This window comes from Mycobacterium tuberculosis complex sp. N0072 (assembly GCF_030323725.1).
Taxonomy (GTDB): domain Bacteria; phylum Actinomycetota; class Actinomycetes; order Mycobacteriales; family Mycobacteriaceae; genus Mycobacterium; species Mycobacterium tuberculosis.
The window spans coordinates 2,393,344-2,413,397 of record NZ_CP040689.1 but is presented as its reverse complement, the minus strand read 5'-3'; the positions used below and the strand labels follow the sequence as shown (position 1 = coordinate 2,413,397).

The window sequence follows — 20,054 nt, the reverse complement described above, 5'->3', positions numbered from 1 at the left end:
TGCTCAGAAAGGCTGGAGTCACCGGGCCGTTTAGAGTCGAGGACATGCAGTCGTGGTATTGCCCACCGGTTCCGGTGTTGCCGGGACGAGGCCCGCAGCTACGGCTGTACGACAGCGCCGACCGGCAGGTCCGTCCGGTGGCGCCCGGATCTAAGGCCACCATGTACGTCTGCGGGATCACGCCCTACGACGCCACGCATCTGGGCCATGCTGCCACCTATGTGACGTTCGACCTGATCCATCGGCTGTGGCTGGATCTCGGTCATGAATTGCACTATGTCCAGAACATCACCGACATCGACGATCCACTATTTGAGCGCGCGGATCGCGACGGTGTCGACTGGCGTGACCTTGCCCAAGCCGAGGTCGCCCTGTTCTGTGAGGACATGGCGGCGCTGCGGGTGCTACCACCGCAAGACTACGTGGGGGCCACCGAAGCGATTGCTGAAATGGTCGAGCTCATCGAAAAAATGCTGGCGTGCGGGGCGGCCTATGTCATAGACCGGGAAATGGGAGAGTACCAGGACATCTACTTCCGCGCTGACGCCACCCTGCAGTTCGGCTACGAGTCAGGGTATGACCGTGACACCATGCTGCGGCTGTGCGAGGAACGTGGCGGCGATCCGCGGCGCCCCGGCAAGAGCGACGAACTCGACGCGTTGTTGTGGCGGGCCGCGCGGCCCGGTGAGCCCAGCTGGCCGTCCCCGTTCGGGCCTGGCCGGCCAGGCTGGCATGTCGAGTGCGCAGCCATCGCGCTCAGTCGTATCGGAAGCGGCCTCGACATCCAGGGCGGTGGTAGCGATCTGATCTTTCCGCACCACGAGTTCACCGCTGCGCACGCCGAATGTGTCAGCGGCGAACGGCGATTCGCGCGGCACTACGTGCATGCCGGGATGATCGGCTGGGACGGGCACAAGATGTCAAAGAGCCGCGGCAACCTCGTGCTGGTGTCGGCGCTGCGTGCGCAGGACGTTGAGCCATCGGCGGTTCGGCTGGGTTTGCTCGCCGGACACTACCGAGCCGATCGGTTCTGGAGCCAGCAGGTGCTTGACGAGGCGACCGCCCGGCTGCACCGTTGGCGCACCGCAACCGCACTTCCCGCCGGTCCGGCCGCAGTTGACGTTGTCGCTCGGGTGCGCCGCTACCTGGCCGACGATCTCGATACGCCCAAAGCGATTGCCGCACTGGATGGTTGGGTCACCGATGCGGTGGAGTACGGCGGCCACGATGCCGGGGCGCCGAAGTTGGTGGCGACGGCGATCGATGCCCTGCTCGGGGTGGACCTGTAGCCGGCGCGGCGGTACGTTTTCGGCCATGACATCGCTGCAAGGCAAGGTCGTCTTCATTACCGGTGCTGCCCGGGGAATCGGGGCTGAGGTCGCCCGTCGGCTGCACAACAAGGGCGCCAAACTGGTGCTGACCGACCTGAGCAAATCAGAGCTGGCGGTGATGGGCGCCGAACTCGGCGGCGACGACCGCCTACTCACCGTGGTAGCCGACGTGCGCGACCTGCCCGCCATGCAGGCCGCAGCCGAGACGGCCGTCGAACGATTCGGCGGCATCGACGTCGTCGTGGCCAACGCCGGCATCGCCAGCTACGGCTCCGTGCTGAAGGTCGACCCGCAGGCGTTCCGGCGGGTGTTGGACGTCAATTTGCTGGGTAACTTCCACACGGTGCGGGCGACGTTGCCCGCGCTGATCGACCGCCGCGGTTACGTATTGATCGTCTCGTCGCTTGCCGCGTTCGCGGCGCCGCCCGGGATGGCGCCCTACAACATGTCGAAGGCGGGTAACGAGCACTTCGCCAACGCGTTGCGACTCGAGGTCGCACACCTGGGCGTCAGCGTCGGCTCGGCGCACATGTCGTGGATCGACACCGCGTTGGTTCGCGATACCAAGGCCGACCTGCCTGCGTTCGCCGAATTGCTGGCGCGCCTCCCTTGGCCGTTGAACAAGACCACGTCGGTCAACAAGTGTGCGGCCGCATTCGTCAACGGCATTGAGGGCCGAAAAGATCGCGTGTACTGCCCGGGCTGGGTGGCCCTGTTCCGTTGGCTCAAGCCGTTGTTGTCCACCCGGGTAGGCCAACGTCCCATCCGCAACACCGTTGCCAAGCTGATGCCCCAGATGGATGCCGAGGTCGCCGCGCTCGGCCGCTTTGCCAGCGCCTACACCGAATCACTCGAGAATTCCTAGAGGTTCTGCCGCGCTCGATTCAGGACAGGTCGCGGAAGGCGAGTGCGAACCCGATCACTCCGATAATGGCAGCGGCGGCGTAACCGATGATCGACCACCAGCCCATGCGAAAGTACGCGGTCACGGCGACGACGGCCATGGCCAAGAAGACCATTGCCATTCCGTACAGTGGTGGCTTACTGGCGTAACGGTTGCGGATGATCGATTCACCTCTTCGAAGCATCAGTCTCTTGACCTCACGGGCGGGTTGGCGACCGCCGGAAATGGCCCGGTATGACCCAGCCTTTCGCGGGCGACGGCCATGACACGCTTGCGTACCAGGTACCAGCCTGCGGTCAGGGCCGGAATGACAATAATCAGTGTCGCCACCGTCCAGGTGCCGATCGGTTTGTCGGACGCCATCGTAACCAGCACGACAAGCAAGAAGAGCAAGGTGAGGTAGCCGCTGTAGGGGGAGAAGGGCATGCGGAACCGCGGCCGCTGCATGATCCCGGCGTTGGCCAGCTTGTGAAGTCGAAGCTGACACAGCACGATGGTGGCCCAACCCGCGATGATGCCCAGCGCGGACATGTTGAGCACAATCTCGAAGGCTTCACCGGGCTTGAAGGCGTTCAGCGCGACACCGAACAGGGTGATGACCGCGGTCAACACGATCCCGCCGTAGGGCACACCGCTTTTCGACATTCGCGCGGTGAACCTTGGGGCGCTGCCGCTCATCGCGATCGAATGCATGACGCGGCCGGTCGAATACAGCCCCGCGTTCAGGCTCGACAGCGCGGCGGTAAGCACAACGATGTTCATCAAGTCACCGGCACCGTGGAAACCGATTTTGGAAAAGAACGTGACGAACGGGCTCTCGCCGGCCTTGTAGGCGGTATACGGCAGCAACAGCGCTAGCAGGGCCACCGACCCGACATAAAAGATCGCGATGCGAGCGACCACCGAATTGATCGCCCGCGGCATGATCTTCTCCGGCTCGGCGGTCTCCCCGGCCGCCGTCCCTACCAATTCGACTGCTGAGTACGCGAACACCACTCCCGAGGTAACGATCAGCAGCGGCAGCCAGCTTGTCGGGAACAGCCCGCCATGGTTGTTCCACAAGCTCAATCCGGTGCTGTGGCCGTCGACGGGGTATCGCCCGGCCAAAAAAACGGTTCCCACCACTAGGAACGCCATCAGCGCGAGAACCTTGATCAGCGCGGCCCAAAACTCCAGCTCGCCGAACCATTCGACCGAAATCAGGTTCATCGACAACACCACCGTCAAGGCGATCAGGGCAAGAATCCATTGCGGGACCACCGTGAAGATCGTCCAACGCTGCAAGTAGGTGGCGATCGCGGTGGTGTCCACGATCGACGTCATCGCCCAGTGCAGGAAGTACATCCAGCCCACCGCGTAAGCGGCCTTCTCGCCGAAAAATTCACGTGCATACGACACAAACGAGCCTGACGACGGACGGTGCAGCACCAGCTCACCCAGCGCCCGCAGGATCAGGAAGACAAAAACCCCGCACACGCCGTACACCAAGAACAACCCAGGTCCGGCCTTGGCAAGCCGGCCGCCGGCGCCGAGGAACAGGCCGGTCCCAATCGCGCCGCCGATCCCGATCATCTGCAGTTGTCGGGGCTTGAGGCCTTTGTGATAGCCGGCCTCTTCGCCGAAGGCGTCGACACGCTGTGAGGCCGCGCTCAATTCAGGAGTCTCGGGCGGCTTCGTAATGGCGGTCCTATCGTTGTCCTACCGGCGCGGAATTTGCTCTTGCGATCCTCGCCCACTCTAGGGGTGGCGGCAACTCCACCGGAATCGTACCCGCACACACCGCAACGTCGGCTGGCGCCGTCGATGCTGCGGAGAAGATAAGAAAATCATTAGTGCTGCTTCCTAGTGTGGGGTCGCGCGAGTGCGGTCACGGTAGCGTTCGCGCTGTCGCCGCCTACTTAACGGTTCGTTAGGTCCTTGCCGGGCGGCCGTAAACGGTTGGAGACTACATGTCGTTCGTAATCGCGCAACCTTCTTTCTGACCGCGGCCGCCGCAGATGTGGCGGGGATCGGTTCGGCGATCAGCGCGGCCAATGCGCTCGTGGCAGGCCCGACGACGGCGTTGGCGGCCGACCGCCGCCGACGAGGTGTCGATGGCTATCGCGGCGCTGTTCGGCGCGAATGCGCAGGAATACCAACAGATCAGCGCGCAGGCGGCCGCGTATCTCGCGCAGTTTGTCGCGGCCCTAACCTCGGGTGGCGGGTGGTACGCGGCCGCCGAGACCGCCAACGCCACGTTGGCACACGAAGTGCTCAATGCCGTCAATGCGCCCACCCAGGCATTGTTGGCCGGCCGTTGATCGGCGACGGCGCTAACGGCGGGCCGGGCCAGCCCGGTGGGCCGGGTGGATTGCTGTATGGCAATGGCGGGCACGGTGGGGCGGGTGCCGCCGGTCAGGACCGTGGGGCCGGCAACAGTGCGGGATTGATCGGTAACGGCGGGGCCGGCGGCGCCGGTGGCAATGGCGGCATCGGAGGCGCCGGCGCTCCCGGCGGCCTCGGTGGCGACGGCGGGAAAGGTGGGTTCGCCGACGAGTTCACTGGGGGCTTTGCCCAAGGTGGCCGCGGTGGCTTCGGCGGCAACGGGAATACCGGAGCCTCTGGCGGCATGGGTGGTGCCGGCGGCGCGGGCGGGGCTGGCGGGGCCGGCGGGCTGCTGATCGGTGACGGCGGGGCTGGCGGTGCCGGCGGCATTGGCGGTGCCGGCGGTGTGGGCGGTGGGGGAGGGGCCGGCGGGACCGGTGGCGGCGGCGTTGCCAGCGCCTTTGGGGGTGGTAACGCCTTCGGTGGCCGCGGCGGTGACGGCGGCGATGGTGGCGATGGTGGCACCGGCGGCGCCGGAGGTGCCCGCGGTGCCGGTGGCGCGGGCGGGGCGGGCGGCTGGCTCAGTGGCCACTCGGGCGCCCACGGCGCCATGGGCAGCGGCGGCGAGGGCGGGGCCGGCGGCGGCGGCGGTGCGCGCGGCGAGGCTGGTGCCGGCGGTGGTACGTCGACAGGCACGAATCCCGGCAAAGCCGGCGCTCCGGGCACTCAGGGTGATTCCGGCGATCCTGGGCCGCCCGGCTGACACCGTCGTCCGCCGCAGCGCAACCTCCCTCTAGCGCCCGAACCCCGGGCGGCGCCGGCGCAGATAGCGCTCGAACTCGGCGGCCAGCGCGTCGCCGTCGATGTTGCCGAGAGCCTCGTTCATGTCCACCGCGGCGTCGCCGTGCTGTTCCAGCGTCTGCACGTACTCGGCCAGCTCGTGATCTTCGGCGATCGTCTCGGTGATCTCGCGCTCCCACGCTTCGGCCTGTGCGGGCAGGTCCGCCAACGGCACCTCGACGTCGAGCACGTCCTCGACCCGGCGCAGCAACGCAATCGTCGCCTTCGGGTTCGGTGGGTGCGACACATAGTGCGGCACCGCCGCCCAAAACGTCACCGCCGGGATGCCGGCCCCCACACAGGCAGATTGGAAGACGCCGGCGATGCCGGTGGGGCCCTCGTAGCGTGTTTCTTGAAGGCCGAACTGCCGCGCCGACGCCGCGGAGTAGGCCGCGCCCGAGACCGGCACCGGCCGGGTGTGTGGGGTGTCGGCCAGCAGCGCCCCCAGGATCACCACGGTGTCCACGTTGAGTTTGTCGATGACCGCCAGCAACTCGTCGCAAAACGTGCGCCAGCGCATATTCGGCTCCACCCCGCACATCAACACCACGTCGCGGTCGCTGCCGGGTGGGCGGCAGTGCGAGATCCGCATGGCCGGCCACTGCAGTTCCCGGGTAACCCCATCGACTTGGCGGATGACCGGCCGATTGACCTGGTAGTCGTAGTAGGCCTCGTCATCGATCTCGACAATCGGCAGTGCTTGCCAGCTGGCCGCCAGGTGTGCCACGGCATCGCTGGCCGCGTCGCCGGCGTCGTTCCAGCCCTCGAACGCAGCCACGACGACGGTGTTGTGCAGTTCGGGCAGCGGTGCGTTGCCCTCCGATGGGGTCACCTGGTCAGCCTACGGCGTCCACCCGGGCGACGATGCGAACCGTGCACGTCGTCTGAGGCGGCCCGGCTAGTAGCGATGGCCACGCTTTGTCGCGCTGAGGTGGGCACGTTGTGTGCCTGCCTCAGCTGAGACTCTTGTGGCAGCTGTGACCGATGCGACGTCGCGGTACCTGGCAGAGCGCTGTCAACGACTGAGGAAATTTCATAGGCCGACTATCCTTGCCATGTGACTGCGGCCGACAAGCACCTCTACGACACCGATCTGCTCGACGTCTTGTCGCAGCGAGTGATGGTCGGCGACGGTGCAATGGGAACCCAACTACAGGCCGCGGACCTCACGCTCGACGACTTCCGCGGCCTGGAGGGCTGCAACGAGATCCTCAACGAAACCCGCCCTGACGTGCTGGAAACCATTCACCGCAACTATTTCGAAGCGGGCGCCGACGCCGTCGAGACGAACACGTTTGGCTGCAACCTGTCCAACCTCGGCGACTACGACATCGCCGACAGGATCCGCGATCTATCACAGAAGGGCACCGCGATCGCACGCCGGGTGGCCGACGAGCTGGGCAGTCCCGACCGCAAGCGCTACGTGCTGGGGTCGATGGGGCCGGGCACCAAGCTGCCGACTCTGGGCCACACCGAATACGCGGTGATCCGCGACGCCTACACCGAGGCCGCGCTGGGCATGCTGGACGGCGGAGCCGACGCCATCCTGGTGGAAACCTGCCAGGACCTACTGCAGCTGAAGGCGGCGGTGTTGGGGTCGCGGCGGGCGATGACGCGGGCCGGGCGGCACATTCCGGTGTTTGCCCACGTCACCGTCGAGACCACCGGCACCATGCTGCTGGGCAGCGAGATCGGGGCGGCGTTGACCGCTGTCGAGCCGCTCGGTGTGGACATGATCGGCTTGAACTGCGCGACGGGTCCGGCCGAGATGAGCGAGCACCTGCGCCACCTGTCCCGGCACGCCCGCATCCCGGTGTCGGTGATGCCCAACGCCGGGTTGCCGGTGCTGGGCGCCAAGGGCGCCGAATATCCGTTGCTGCCCGACGAATTGGCCGAGGCGCTGGCCGGCTTCATCGCCGAGTTCGGGCTCTCGCTGGTCGGTGGCTGCTGCGGCACCACCCCGGCCCATATCCGCGAAGTGGCTGCCGCGGTTGCGAACATCAAGCGTCCCGAGCGACAGGTCAGCTACGAGCCGTCGGTGTCGTCGCTGTACACCGCAATCCCGTTCGCCCAGGACGCCTCGGTTCTGGTGATCGGGGAGCGAACGAACGCCAACGGCTCCAAGGGTTTTCGTGAGGCGATGATCGCCGAGGACTACCAGAAGTGCCTGGACATCGCCAAGGACCAGACCCGCGACGGCGCCCACCTGCTGGACCTGTGTGTGGACTACGTGGGCCGCGACGGTGTGGCCGACATGAAGGCGCTGGCCAGCCGGCTGGCCACGTCCTCGACGCTGCCGATCATGCTGGACTCCACCGAAACCGCGGTGCTGCAGGCGGGTTTGGAGCATCTGGGTGGCCGTTGCGCGATCAACTCGGTGAACTACGAGGACGGCGACGGCCCGGAATCGCGCTTTGCCAAGACCATGGCGCTGGTCGCCGAGCACGGCGCGGCGGTGGTCGCGCTGACCATCGACGAAGAGGGCCAGGCCCGCACCGCGCAGAAGAAGGTCGAGATCGCCGAGCGGCTGATCAACGACATCACCGGCAACTGGGGCGTCGACGAATCATCCATCCTCATCGACACCTTGACGTTCACCATCGCCACCGGTCAGGAGGAGTCCCGCCGCGACGGCATCGAGACCATCGAGGCGATCCGCGAACTGAAAAAGCGCCACCCGGATGTGCAGACCACACTTGGTCTGTCCAACATCTCGTTTGGTCTCAATCCCGCAGCGCGCCAGGTGCTCAACTCGGTGTTCCTGCACGAATGCCAAGAAGCGGGGCTGGATTCGGCGATCGTGCACGCGTCGAAGATCCTGCCGATGAACCGGATTCCCGAGGAGCAACGCAACGTCGCCCTGGATCTGGTCTACGACCGCCGCCGCGAGGACTACGATCCGCTGCAGGAGCTGATGCGGCTGTTCGAAGGCGTGTCGGCGGCCTCCTCGAAAGAGGACCGACTGGCTGAACTAGCTGGGCTGCCGCTGTTCGAACGGCTGGCCCAACGCATCGTCGACGGCGAGCGCAACGGCCTGGACGCCGATCTCGACGAGGCGATGACGCAAAAGCCGCCGCTTCAGATCATCAACGAACATCTGCTGGCCGGCATGAAGACGGTCGGCGAGCTCTTCGGCTCCGGCCAGATGCAGCTGCCGTTCGTGCTGCAGTCGGCGGAGGTAATGAAAGCCGCCGTCGCGTATCTGGAACCGCACATGGAGCGCTCGGACGACGATTCGGGCAAGGGACGCATCGTGCTGGCCACCGTCAAGGGCGACGTGCACGACATCGGCAAGAACCTGGTCGACATCATCTTGAGCAACAACGGCTACGAAGTGGTCAACATCGGCATCAAGCAGCCAATCGCCACCATCCTCGAAGTCGCCGAGGACAAGAGCGCCGACGTGGTCGGCATGTCGGGCCTGCTGGTGAAGTCGACCGTGGTGATGAAGGAAAACCTCGAGGAGATGAACACCCGGGGAGTCGCCGAAAAGTTCCCGGTGCTGCTCGGCGGCGCGGCGTTGACGCGCAGCTATGTCGAAAACGACCTGGCCGAGATCTACCAGGGCGAAGTGCATTACGCGCGAGACGCTTTCGAGGGCCTGAAGTTGATGGACACCATCATGAGCGCCAAGCGCGGCGAGGCGCCCGACGAAAACAGCCCGGAAGCCATTAAGGCGCGTGAGAAAGAAGCCGAACGTAAGGCCCGCCACCAGCGATCCAAACGCATTGCCGCACAGCGCAAAGCCGCCGAAGAACCAGTCGAGGTGCCCGAACGCTCCGATGTCGCGGCCGACATCGAGGTCCCGGCGCCGCCGTTCTGGGGTTCGCGGATCGTCAAGGGCCTGGCGGTGGCCGACTACACCGGTCTGCTCGATGAGCGCGCATTGTTTTTGGGCCAGTGGGGTTTACGCGGCCAGCGCGGCGGTGAGGGTCCGTCCTACGAAGATCTCGTCGAGACCGAGGGCCGGCCGCGGCTGCGGTACTGGTTGGACCGGCTGTCCACCGACGGCATCTTGGCGCACGCCGCCGTGGTGTACGGCTATTTCCCGGCGGTGTCCGAGGGCAACGACATCGTGGTGCTCACCGAGCCCAAGCCCGACGCCCCGGTGCGCTACCGGTTTCACTTCCCGCGCCAGCAGCGCGGTCGGTTTTTGTGCATTGCCGATTTAATCCGCTCGCGGGAGCTGGCCGCCGAGCGTGGCGAGGTTGACGTGCTGCCGTTCCAGCTGGTGACCATGGGTCAGCCGATCGCGGATTTCGCCAACGAGCTGTTCGCGTCCAACGCCTACCGCGACTACCTGGAGGTGCACGGTATCGGCGTGCAGCTCACCGAGGCGCTGGCCGAGTACTGGCACCGGCGGATCCGTGAGGAGCTCAAGTTCTCCGGGGATCGGGCGATGGCGGCCGAGGATCCGGAGGCGAAAGAAGACTATTTCAAGCTCGGCTACCGCGGTGCTCGCTTTGCCTTCGGCTACGGCGCATGCCCGGATCTGGAGGACCGCGCCAAGATGATGGCGCTGCTGGAGCCCGAACGCATCGGTGTGACGTTATCCGAGGAATTACAGCTGCATCCCGAACAGTCGACCGACGCGTTCGTCCTGCACCATCCGGAAGCCAAGTACTTCAACGTTTAATCTGACCCGTCCCACGTGTGCGGAAGCATCGGCTGCGACAGGACGTCGGCGAATCCGCCGCCTAGGTGAGTAAGCCCGGTCGCTGATCCGGGCGCCGATTTTGGGATCGTGCCGGCGAACCCCAGCGCATCCAATCCACGGTTGCCGGCGGCGACGTCTGCCATCTCCGGTGTGTTTGGCATGGTCAGGCGGCCGTCGTCGGCCAGAAACTCGAAGCGGTGTTGCCGGAGACGTCGCCGCAGTCTTGTTGCTTTGCTGGCGCTGCTCTGAGCTTGGTCGCCGGGCAGTTTGGCGGCAGGTGCGGCGGCATCGGTGGTAACACCGGCGAGTGCTGTCGTCTTGGCGATCGGGTTGAACCCTTCCCCGTCGGGACCACCGACCGCGTAAAGGCCTTGGGCGGCACTGGATCCGGGAGTCGACGGTGCCGTCGGTGCCGCGGACGTGGTCGGAGCGGGTGCGGGCGTGGTAACCAGGGCAGCCGGGTTGGTACCCACCAGGGTGACTCCGGTGGCCGCAGGCCAGCTTTGCCGGCTGGGACCATCGGAGTGCACACGTTCGACCATTGGTCCGGCCGGCCCCGATACCGCACCGAGCCCGGCAAGCCCGGTCAGCCCGGCAGGCAACAGGACCGGACTCGTCAGCGGGGCGAACGGTCCGAAATAGATCAGTGGGTCCAGCACCAGGTAGGCGAGAAACGTGAAGACTGGACCGGACACGAACGAGATGAACCAGTCCAACACCTGGGCGATGAGGTCGCCGAGCGGCCCCGGCAGCAGCTCAACAGCCAGATAGCGCAGCAGCTCCAGGAAATCCTTGAGTAGCTGCAGGATCAATTTGGTCGGGTCGGGGAAGCTGCTGCTAGCCGCCGAGCTGGCCGCACTGGTCACTATCTGCGGCGCCGGCGGCGTGCTGGGGGTCGCCGCCACGCTTTCGTGCGCGACGGCTTGATAGTGGCTCATGACGGTGGCGGCCTGGATCCACATGCGCAGGTAGTCGGCCTCGTTGAGGGCGATCGGGATGGTGTTGACACCGAAGAAGTTGGTGGTCACCAGAGCGCCGTGCATGGCATGGTTGGCCGCCAACTCGGCTAGCGTAGGCATGCCCCCCAATGCGGACGTATACCCGGCGGCGGCCGTTTCGTGCGCGGCGGCTGCTGCGGTGGCCACCGTGGCAGCGTGGGTTAGCCAATACCGGAACGGTTGATGGGCGACGACGAACCGGTCGGCGCTGGGCCCCTGCCACGAGCTTGCCTGCACCGCAGCGAGCACGCTTGCGAGTTCCGTTGCAATTTCGGTGTATTGCGCGGCCAGCGCGTGCCACGCCCTGGCCGCGGCCAGCAGCGGACCGGGGCCCATGCCGGTGGACAGCCATGCTGACGGCACTTCCGGCGGAACTGCGAACCACATCGGGAAGGTCACGTTCGGCTGCCTCCTTCGACCACAGGAATAACTAGGGTAGCCTAACCTATATTAGGATGCCCTAATGCGCGGCGCGGCGGTGGCGAACGTGTGGCGTCAAACCACCGTGACTTGGCTGGCTGACACGTGCAACAATCGCTGGCCGTGAAGACCTTCGAGGATCTGTTCGCCGAACTCGGCGATCGTGCCCGCACCCGGCCGGCCGACAGCACCACGGTGGCGGCATTGGACGGCGGGGTTCATGCTCTGGGTAAGAAGCTTCTCGAGGAGGCCGGCGAGGTGTGGCTGGCTGCCGAGCACGAATCCAACGACGCACTGGCGGAGGAGATCAGCCAGTTGCTGTACTGGACGCAGGTGCTGATGATCTCCCGTGGACTGTCCCTCGACGACGTCTATCGAAAGCTGTGAGCATGCTGCGGGTCGCGGTTCCCAACAAGGGTGCGCTGAGCGAGCCGGCCACCGAGATCCTCGCGGAGGCCGGCTACCGCCGCCGCACCGATTCCAAAGACTTGACCGTCATCGATCCGGTCAACAACGTCGAGTTCTTCTTCTTGCGGCCCAAAGACATTGCCATATATGTCGGTTCGGGAGAGCTCGACTTCGGGATCACCGGACGCGACCTGGTGTGCGATTCCGGTGCACAGGTTCGGGAACGCCTGGCGCTGGGCTTCGGGTCGTCCAGCTTCCGCTATGCCGCTCCCGCCGGGCGGAACTGGACGACTGCCGACCTAGCCGGGATGCGGATCGCCACCGCCTACCCGAATCTGGTCCGGAAAGATCTGGCCACCAAGGGAATCGAAGCAACGGTCATCAGACTTGATGGTGCCGTGGAGATCTCGGTGCAGCTCGGGGTGGCCGATGCCATCGCCGATGTGGTGGGGTCGGGTCGCACGCTGAGCCAGCACGACCTGGTGGCCTTTGGTGAGCCGCTGTGCGATTCGGAGGCGGTGCTCATCGAGCGGGCCGGTACGGACGGCCAAGACCAGACCGAGGCGCGCGATCAACTGGTCGCTCGGGTGCAGGGGGTGGTCTTCGGCCAGCAGTATCTGATGCTCGACTACGATTGCCCGCGCTCGGCGTTGAAGAAGGCCACGGCGATCACGCCGGGGCTGGAGTCACCGACCATCGCCCCGCTGGCCGACCCGGACTGGGTGGCAATCCGCGCCCTGGTGCCGCGCCGGGACGTCAACGGCATCATGGATGAGCTCGCTGCGATCGGGGCCAAAGCGATTCTGGCGTCGGACATCAGGTTCTGCCGATTCTGATCCTGTGGCGGGGCCCACGCTGTGTTAGCGTCCGCTGGGGCCTGATTGCCCATAACGTCTGTCTCAGGAGGGATCGCTGTGACGCATGTCCTTGTTCTGCTGCTGGCGCTGCTTATCGGTGTCGTCGCCGGGTTGCGTTCCCTGACGGCCCCGGCCGTGGTCTCCTGGGCCGCCTTTCTCGGCTGGATCAACCTGCATGGAACCTGGGCATCCTGGATGGGCAATTTCGTGACCGTGGTGATCGTCAGCGTTCTTGCGGTCGCCGAACTCGTTAACGACAAACGTCCCAAAACACCGCCGCGTACCGTGACGCCGGTGTTCGCTGTCCGGATCATTTTGGGCGCGTTCGCCGGCGCGGTCATCGGCACCGCGTGGGGCTACCGGTGGGGCGGGCTTGGCGCTGGGGTTATCGGCGCCGTGCTCGGCACCATGGGCGGCTATCAGGCACGTACGAGGCTGGTGGCTGCCCGTGGCGGCCACGACCTGCCGATCGCGCTGCTCGAGGATTCGGTCGCGGTGTTGGGCGGGTTTGCCATCGTCGCCGCCGCGGCGGCCCTATGACACCGCACTTCGACGCGATCGTTTATGCCGCCGGCTCGGTGGGCCACCCTGGATAGGGCGGTGGTGTTCCGCCGAAGGCCGGGCAGCGCTGTTGATGCGGGCACCAATCGCAGAGCCGCGATGGGTTGGGGCGGAAATCGCCTGTCTCGCCTGCGGATTGGATAGCACGCCAAATCGCCATCAACGTCTTTTCGAAACGCAATAGCTCGTCGCGGTCCGGTGAATAGTCGAGCAGCTGGCCGTCGGCCAGATAGATGAGCCGCAGCCGGGTGGGCGGCACGCCGCGCGACCGAAATAGCGCCACCGCGTAGAACTTCATCTGAAACATCGCCTTAAACTCCGCCAACGCCCGCGCCGCCGGCGGCGCCTTGCCAGTCTTGTAGTCGACCACCCGCAGCTCGCCGGTGGCGGCGACGTCAATGCGGTCGATGTAGCCGCGCAACAGAGTTCCGTCGGCCAGTTCGACCTCCACCCGCTGTTCGCAGCATTGCGGGTCGAACCGAGTCGGGTCTTCCAGCCGGTAGTAGCCGGACACCAACGCGCGGGCGTCCTCCAGCAGCTGGGTTGGTTGTCCGGGGTCCAGTTCGCCGGCCAGTTCGGGCTCCGCGGCGACCATCTGGTCCCAAGCGCGCTGCACCAGTGACCTCGCAGTATCCGGGCTGCGCAGCCCCGCGGGTAGCCCATAGAGCTGCTCAAGCGCGGCGTGCACCACCGAACCCCGTAACTGCGCCGCCGACGTCGCCTCGGGTAGCCGGTCGATCGCGCGAAACCGGTATAGCAGCGGGCATTGCTTGAAGTCCGTCGCCCGTGACGGTGATAACGCCGGCCGTGGTGTGGGCGGGTCCGGCTGGTCGGCCATGTCCGCAGCTTAGGGTTGGGCGCCGACAACCCCGAGCACCGATCGCGGCGAGTCGGCTGGCACGCTAGACGGCGTGTCAGCAACCGGCCCATTCAGCATCGGCGAACGTGTTCAGCTCACCGACGCTAAGGGGCGCCGCTACACCATGTCGCTGACTCCCGGTGCCGAATTCCACACTCATCGTGGCTCGATCGCCCACGACGCGGTGATCGGGTTGGAGCAAGGCAGCGTGGTCAAATCCAGCAACGGCGCCCTGTTCCTGGTGCTGCGCCCGCTGCTGGTCGACTACGTCATGTCGATGCCGCGCGGCCCGCAGGTGATCTATCCCAAAGATGCGGCCCAGATCGTGCATGAGGGCGACATATTTCCCGGCGCGCGGGTGCTGGAGGCAGGAGCCGGATCCGGTGCTCTGACCTTGTCTTTGCTGCGGGCGGTTGGGCCGGCCGGACAGGTGATCTCCTACGAACAGCGCGCCGATCATGCCGAACACGCCCGGCGCAATGTGAGCGGCTGCTACGGCCAGCCGCCGGACAACTGGCGACTGGTCGTCAGCGACCTCGCCGACTCCGAACTGCCCGACGGATCCGTTGATCGGGCCGTGCTCGACATGCTGGCGCCGTGGGAGGTGCTCGACGCGGTATCGCGGCTGCTGGTCGCCGGCGGAGTGCTGATGGTCTACGTGGCCACCGTCACTCAGCTGTCGAGGATCGTGGAGGCACTGCGGGCCAAGCAGTGCTGGACCGAACCGAGAGCCTGGGAGACGCTGCAGCGGGGCTGGAACGTCGTAGGGTTGGCGGTTCGGCCGCAGCATTCGATGCGCGGGCATACCGCGTTCCTGGTAGCAACGCGCCGGTTGGCGCCGGGGGCTGTGGCTCCGGCGCCGCTAGGTCGTAAGCGCGAGGGACGCGACGGGTAGCGGGAGACACAGCTGGGAGCCAGTCCACTTAGTCGTCAGTGCGGTGCAGGCCCCGGCGCACGGACAGCAACTCGAACTCCGGATGTGCGGCTACCAGACGTTCGGCGTTGTCGAGGACATCGACGGCGTGGCTGCGGTCACCGGACACCACGGCCACACCGATGCCCGCCCGCCGGTACAGATCATGCGAACCGGTCTCGGCGGCCGACACGCTGAATTTGCGCTGCAACTCGGCGACCAGGGGGCGGGTCACCGACCGCTTCTGCTTGAGTGAGCGCACGTCGCCCAGCAGCACGTCGAATTCCAGCCAGCCAATCCACATCGGGAGCTCAGCCAGGGGGAGTCGGTGATGGGGCCGGCGCCGGGCTGGTAGCCGACGGAGTCGAATCCGGTGAGTTACCCATGGCCAGCAGCATTTCCGCGGTCTGCCTAGACAATTGCCAGCCGCCCTTGAAGGACACGAATTCCATGGGAAACGTGAACTCGCGGTTGTCCGGATGGGCAGTGGTGACGACGACGGTGGCCATCACGTCGGACGGCTTGTTGTCCGACCATGCGATGTCGTTGGCCGCGAAGGTCATGGGCAAGTAGCTCCCGTCACGCAGTGCGGTGGTGAACCTGTCCAGGGCAGCGGCGTTTTCGGGGGTCGCGCCCTCGATGAGCTGCACCTTGTTGGTGCCCGGCACGGCCGGGTCGGCGAGCCGGGACAGCACATCGATCAGGGCTTCGGGTGCGGGCAGGGGCGTGATCGGCGCGGCCTCGAGCGGGCTCGACGTGACGGGCGGCAGTGACGGGGCAGGCGGCGACGAACGCTTGAACTCAGGGTGTGAACACCCGGAGAGCCCTAACGCCGCCACGATGGTGGCGGCGCCCAGGGTTACACGGATGTTTCGGCGCATCCAGCGACACGCTCGGCTACCGGCCGCTTGCGAATGCAGCAGAAGTCTCGGCGGCGGCCGCCGCACTGATCGCCGCGTCGCCCACTACGCCTGTGGCTAGGGATTTCGCGGTCACAGTGCTCCTCTCAAGGTCCGTTTGATCGGCCGGATTCGGGGCCGAGATTACCAGCGATACAAGTTGTTACTTTCCATCGGCATTCGACTGCCAACATGAAGCGCCGATCGCCGGTAGCGTTGGAGTATCCGCCGCGCGATTCCTGGCGTGGGAAAGGAGCGCAACATGGGTGAGTCAGAGCGTTCTGAGGCATTCGGCATCCCCCGGGATAGCCCGCTGTCCAGTGGTGATGCCGCCGAATTAGAACAGCTGCGGCGCGAGGCTGCGGTCCTGCGCGAGCAACTTGAGAACGCCGTCGGATCACATGCCCCGACGCGCTCTGCCCGCGATATACATCAACTCGAAGCCCGTATCGACTCACTTGCTGCCCGCAATTCCAAATTAATGGAAACTCTTAAAGAAGCCCGTCAACAACTGCTGGCGCTGCGCGAGGAAGTTGACCGGCTGGGGCAGCCGCCCAGTGGCTACGGCGTCCTGCTGGCCACGCACGACGACGACACGGTCGATGTGTTCACATCGGGTCGCAAGATGCGCCTGACGTGCTCACCGAATATTGACGCTGCATCGCTGAAGAAGGGGCAGACGGTCCGGCTCAACGAGGCCCTGACCGTCGTGGAGGCCGGCACATTCGAGGCGGTCGGCGAGATATCCACCTTGCGCGAGATCCTGGCCGACGGTCATCGGGCTCTGGTCGTCGGCCACGCCGACGAGGAACGCGTTGTTTGGCTGGCTGATCCCCTGATCGCCGAGGACCTGCCAGACGGCCTCCCTGAGGCCCTCAACGATGACACCCGGCCGCGCAAGCTGCGCCCCGGCGACTCGCTGCTGGTCGACACCAAAGCCGGCTATGCCTTCGAACGCATCCCCAAAGCCGAGGTAGAAGACCTGGTGCTGGAAGAGGTGCCGGACGTCAGCTACGCCGACATCGGCGGTCTGAGCCGCCAGATCGAGCAGATCCGCGACGCCGTGGAGCTGCCGTTCCTGCACAAGGAGTTGTACCGGGAGTACTCGCTGCGCCCGCCCAAGGGTGTGTTGCTCTATGGCCCACCCGGCTGTGGTAAGACGTTGATCGCCAAGGCTGTGGCCAACTCGTTGGCCAAGAAAATGGCCGAGGTCCGCGGCGACGATGCCCACGAGGCGAAGTCGTACTTCCTCAACATCAAGGGCCCCGAGCTGCTGAACAAATTCGTCGGGGAAACGGAACGCCACATCCGGCTGATCTTCCAACGGGCCCGCGAGAAGGCGTCGGAAGGCACTCCGGTGATCGTGTTTTTCGACGAGATGGACTCGATCTTTCGCACCCGTGGCACCGGCGTTTCCTCGGACGTCGAGACCACGGTGGTCCCGCAGCTGCTCAGCGAGATCGACGGGGTGGAGGGACTCGAGAATGTCATCGTGATCGGCGCCTCCAACCGAGAGGACATGATCGACCCTGCCATCCTGCGGCCCGGGCGCCTCGACGTGAAGATCAAGATCGAGCGGCCTGATGCCGAAGCGGCGCAGGACATCTACTCGAAGTACCTGACCGAGTTCTTGCCGGTGCACGCCGACGATCTCGCCGAGTTCGACGGTGACCGTTCGGCCTGCATCAAGGCGATGATCGAGAAGGTTGTCGACCGGATGTATGCCGAGATCGACGACAACCGGTTCCTGGAGGTCACCTATGCCAACGGCGACAAGGAAGTCATGTACTTCAAGGACTTCAACTCCGGGGCGATGATCCAGAACGTCGTCGACCGAGCCAAGAAGAACGCCATCAAATCGGTGCTGGAGACCGGCCAACCGGGACTGCGTATACAGCATCTGCTCGATTCGATCGTCGACGAGTTCGCCGAGAACGAGGATTTGCCCAACACCACCAACCCCGATGACTGGGCGCGGATCTCGGGCAAGAAGGGGGAGCGGATCGTCTACATCCGCACCCTGGTCACCGGAAAGAGTTCGTCGGCCAGCAGGGCTATTGATACCGAGTCCAACCTCGGCCAGTACCTGTAGGGCTCAGGCGGTCACCAGTGAGTAGCTGTTGGTGAGGTCGTCTTGCAGGACGCGGGCCTCCCGGTTGGTAGTGTCGACCCGCAACTCGCTGGTAAGCACGCGGGTATGATAGGACCACCCGGCTGGCAGGTTGAGCCGTTCACCCAGCTTGGGCAGGTCGGCTCGGGACAGGTTGGGGTCCACCACTTGACTCCACGTCTGCATCACCCAGCGCTGTCCCTTGGGGTCCTGCAGTTCGTAGACCTCTTCGCCGGCGTTGAACACAAAGACCGTGTTGCGGCTGACCTGGCTGACGGTGTATGGGGCAGGGTTCATCGATGACAGCAGCACCGTGGCCTGCTGGAGCATCTCGATCCCGCCGAAGGTCTTCGTCACCGGCGGGCCCTGGGGCGCCTTCTCGATGGCGTTCATCAACCAATAGCGCGGACCGTTGAGCAGGGCGGTGGCCGCTTTGTGTTCGGTGGCTAGGGCTTGCGGATCGAGCGCGGACCACAGCTCGGCCGGACAATCGTTAAGCGGGAAGCTGTTGTAAACGGTGGCCTGTGGACCGGCCTCCCCGGGTGTTACGAGAAGGACTTCCCCGTAACGTTGCCCGGACAAGCCGGTTACCCGTTCGGGAGCCGACATCAGGGTGAACCTAGTCATCGACGTGACCGGCGTCAACACCGGCGCACGGCGCGGTCACCACGTTGTTGCGGTAGCGGTTGCGCGCGAGCAGCGCGGTGTGCAGGTCGTCGATCAGAGGGTCGAGGAACATCGCGCGGTACTCGGCGTCGTCGACCGCGCGGGCGCTGATGTACATGAACGTCAGCGCGCCCAGGAAAAGACACATACGGATGAGCGAATCCGGCGCCGGGAACGTCATGCCGAGCACCGTCGTGGTCATCGAATCGTAGTGCGTCCATTCCCGAAGCAGCGGCGGAGTGAGAATGATCATGCCCAGAACGAGGTATATCGCGGCGCCGACCGACGCCACTACCAGGATCTCGACGAGTTGCGAGGCCGCCAGCAGGAAGACCACGTTGAGGCGTTCGGCCCGGGTGAGGGGGAAGCCGGGAGAGGGGTCGCCCATGGTCGCGAAGGGTGTGCCGGCCAGGCTTTGGCTGCCTTGGGGCATCACCGTCGTTGAGCGAAGCAGCGGACGCACCCGTTCCACCGTCTTGGACACGACGAACGCCCCGGCGATGGCGAGCAGAAAAACCATCGCCAGCGTCAGCCGCTCGCCGTTGATGTTGGCGGCCATCAGCCAGACATAGGTGTTGAAGAACACCAATGCCGTCAGTAGCACGATCGGCAGGGCCCGGACCGCCAGCGTGCCGACCGTCGCAAGGTGCTCCAGCGTCATCCGCACCGCCCAGCCAAGCACCGACCCGACGCCGCAGCCGGTCTGCAGCAGCACCAGGCCCACCACGACGGCGGTCCGCAACAGCTGGATCGGGCCGGATTCGATGACGTCGGATGCGGCCGCGAAGGCCACCGCCATGGTCGCCACCGCCGCTTGGCCACGCCCGCTTGATATCTGCGACACCAACCAGCCGACGAGGGAGGCCAGCGGAAGAGCAACCGCGAGCAGCGCCAGGATCACCCATTGCGCTGTCGTCGGCGTCGCGCTGATGAAGACTTCGCCGCCGTCGGTGACGAAGAAGACGGCCATGAGGCAGCCCTCGACCACCGCCCAGGCGGCCAACATCGGAGCCGACCGCGGCCACAGCCGACGGCACCGGCCCCGCATGGTCAGCACCGAGGGCAGACCACGCTTCAAGAACCAGCTTTCAGCCTCCACAATGGCCGCTGCTCGGGCCGCCGGGGGGCGACGGACGGAAAGGCTCATGCCGGCCTACCCTAGCGCCGGGCCCTGCTTGATTGTCCACCTCCTGCGCGGCCCGCTCCGATGTTCTGGGTCGGCGGGCCTTGCTTGATGCCCGCCTCCTCAGCGGCCCGCTGCGCGGCCCGCATCGTCGGCGGGCGTTGCTTGATGCCCGCCTCCTCAGCGGCCCGCTGCGCGGCCCGC

19 protein-coding genes are annotated in these 20,054 nt (G+C 65.7%); 10 read left to right on the top strand and 9 right to left on the bottom strand.

Translation table 11 applies throughout. From position 1 onward, the window contains the following. The first annotated feature begins 44 nt into the window (after nt 1–44). On the top strand, nt 45–1,289 hold the full coding sequence (gene mshC / locus FF952_RS11280; protein WP_003411091.1) for a cysteine--1-D-myo-inosityl 2-amino-2-deoxy-alpha-D-glucopyranoside ligase: 1,245 nt from the start codon (nt 45–47) through the stop codon (nt 1,287–1,289). 25 nt (nt 1,290–1,314) lie between these two features. After that, the gene (locus tag FF952_RS11275; RefSeq protein ID WP_003411086.1) at nt 1,315–2,196 is read left to right on the top strand and encodes an SDR family oxidoreductase; all 882 of its coding nucleotides are present in this window, start codon (nt 1,315–1,317) and stop codon (nt 2,194–2,196) included. Nucleotides 2,197–2,215: 19 nt separating this feature from the next. Here the strand turns inward: FF952_RS11275 and FF952_RS11270 are convergent, their stop codons facing one another. Both FF952_RS11270 and FF952_RS11265 read right to left on the bottom strand, forming a co-directional pair. After that, the gene (locus FF952_RS11270; protein WP_003411082.1) at nt 2,216–2,419 is read right to left on the bottom strand and encodes a hypothetical protein; all 204 of its coding nucleotides are present in this window, start codon (nt 2,417–2,419) and stop codon (nt 2,216–2,218) included. Then, nucleotides 2,419–3,888 (bottom strand): amino acid permease, encoded by a 1,470-nt coding sequence (locus tag FF952_RS11265; RefSeq protein ID WP_003411072.1) that lies wholly within the window; start codon nt 3,886–3,888, stop codon nt 2,419–2,421. The genes FF952_RS11270 and FF952_RS11265 overlap by 1 nt, the downstream gene beginning before the upstream one ends. 380 nt (nt 3,889–4,268) lie before the next feature. Between FF952_RS11265 and FF952_RS11260 the strand changes: the two genes are divergently transcribed. Together FF952_RS11260 and FF952_RS11255 are read left to right on the top strand one after the other, a co-directional pair. Continuing rightward, entirely contained in the window at nt 4,269–4,535 is a 267-nt protein-coding gene (locus FF952_RS11260) for a PE family protein (RefSeq protein WP_003411067.1), read from the top strand. Beyond that, entirely contained in the window at nt 4,532–5,302 is a 771-nt protein-coding gene (locus FF952_RS11255; RefSeq protein ID WP_003411064.1) for a PGRS repeat-containing protein, read from the top strand. The genes FF952_RS11260 and FF952_RS11255 overlap by 4 nt, the downstream gene beginning before the upstream one ends. A gap of 30 nt (nt 5,303–5,332) precedes the next feature. Here the strand turns inward: FF952_RS11255 and FF952_RS11250 are convergent, their stop codons facing one another. Then, nucleotides 5,333–6,211 (bottom strand): PAC2 family protein, encoded by an 879-nt coding sequence (locus tag FF952_RS11250; protein ID WP_003411060.1) that lies wholly within the window; start codon nt 6,209–6,211, stop codon nt 5,333–5,335. A 225-nt stretch (nt 6,212–6,436) separates the two neighbouring features. Between FF952_RS11250 and metH the strand changes: the two genes are divergently transcribed. Beyond that, nucleotides 6,437–10,015, top strand: a complete 3,579-nt coding sequence (gene metH, locus FF952_RS11245; RefSeq protein ID WP_031653886.1) for a methionine synthase — start codon at nt 6,437–6,439, stop codon at nt 10,013–10,015. Here the strand turns inward: metH and ppe37 are convergent. After that, entirely contained in the window at nt 10,012–11,433 is a 1,422-nt protein-coding gene (gene ppe37 / locus FF952_RS11240; protein WP_003411053.1) for a heme-iron acquisition protein PPE37, read from the bottom strand. The genes metH and ppe37 overlap by 4 nt on opposite strands. 126 nt (nt 11,434–11,559) lie before the next feature. Between ppe37 and FF952_RS11235 the strand changes: the two genes are divergently transcribed. The 3 genes from FF952_RS11235 to FF952_RS11225 all read left to right on the top strand — a co-directional run bounded on the left by FF952_RS11235 (nt 11,560) and on the right by FF952_RS11225 (nt 13,259). Beyond that, nucleotides 11,560–11,841 (top strand): phosphoribosyl-ATP diphosphatase, encoded by a 282-nt coding sequence (locus FF952_RS11235; protein ID WP_003899180.1) that lies wholly within the window; start codon nt 11,560–11,562, stop codon nt 11,839–11,841. 2 nt (nt 11,842–11,843) lie between these two features. Further along, nucleotides 11,844–12,698: an ATP phosphoribosyltransferase gene (gene hisG, locus FF952_RS11230; RefSeq protein WP_003411047.1), complete on the top strand. Its 855-nt coding sequence runs from the start codon at nt 11,844–11,846 to the stop codon at nt 12,696–12,698. A 78-nt stretch (nt 12,699–12,776) separates the two neighbouring features. Beyond that, nucleotides 12,777–13,259, top strand: coding sequence for a glycine zipper 2TM domain-containing protein (locus FF952_RS11225; protein ID WP_003900471.1), 483 nt, complete (start codon nt 12,777–12,779; stop codon nt 13,257–13,259). A gap of 22 nt (nt 13,260–13,281) precedes the next feature. Here the strand turns inward: FF952_RS11225 and FF952_RS11220 are convergent, their stop codons facing one another. Then, entirely contained in the window at nt 13,282–14,118 is an 837-nt protein-coding gene (locus tag FF952_RS11220; RefSeq protein WP_003899178.1) for a RecB family exonuclease, read from the bottom strand. A 73-nt stretch (nt 14,119–14,191) separates the two neighbouring features. Between FF952_RS11220 and trmI the strand changes: the two genes are divergently transcribed. Then, nucleotides 14,192–15,034 carry a tRNA (adenine(58)-N(1))-methyltransferase TrmI gene (gene trmI, locus FF952_RS11215; RefSeq protein ID WP_003411041.1) on the top strand — a complete coding sequence of 281 codons (843 nt, stop codon included), beginning with the start codon at nt 14,192–14,194 and terminating at the stop codon, nt 15,032–15,034. A gap of 28 nt (nt 15,035–15,062) precedes the next feature. Here trmI and FF952_RS11210 read toward each other — a convergent pair whose 3' ends face one another. Next, nucleotides 15,063–15,356: a DUF503 domain-containing protein gene (locus tag FF952_RS11210; protein ID WP_003411038.1), complete on the bottom strand. Its 294-nt coding sequence runs from the start codon at nt 15,354–15,356 to the stop codon at nt 15,063–15,065. A 7-nt stretch (nt 15,357–15,363) separates the two neighbouring features. Continuing rightward, nucleotides 15,364–15,933, bottom strand: a complete 570-nt coding sequence (gene lppK / locus FF952_RS11205; RefSeq protein WP_003900470.1) for a lipoprotein LppK — start codon at nt 15,931–15,933, stop codon at nt 15,364–15,366. 280 nt (nt 15,934–16,213) lie between these two features. Between lppK and arc the strand changes: the two genes are divergently transcribed. Continuing rightward, complete coding sequence (gene arc / locus FF952_RS11200) at nt 16,214–18,043, top strand: proteasome ATPase (RefSeq protein WP_003411035.1); 1,830 nt, start codon at nt 16,214–16,216, stop codon at nt 18,041–18,043. A gap of 3 nt (nt 18,044–18,046) precedes the next feature. Here arc and FF952_RS11195 read toward each other — a convergent pair whose 3' ends face one another. After that, nucleotides 18,047–18,670, bottom strand: a complete 624-nt coding sequence (locus FF952_RS11195; RefSeq protein WP_003411033.1) for a hypothetical protein — start codon at nt 18,668–18,670, stop codon at nt 18,047–18,049. Between the two features lie 10 nt (nt 18,671–18,680). Next, nucleotides 18,681–19,874 carry an integral membrane protein gene (locus tag FF952_RS11190; RefSeq protein WP_003411031.1) on the bottom strand — a complete coding sequence of 398 codons (1,194 nt, stop codon included), beginning with the start codon at nt 19,872–19,874 and terminating at the stop codon, nt 18,681–18,683. Between the last annotated feature and the right edge of the window lie 180 nt (nt 19,875–20,054).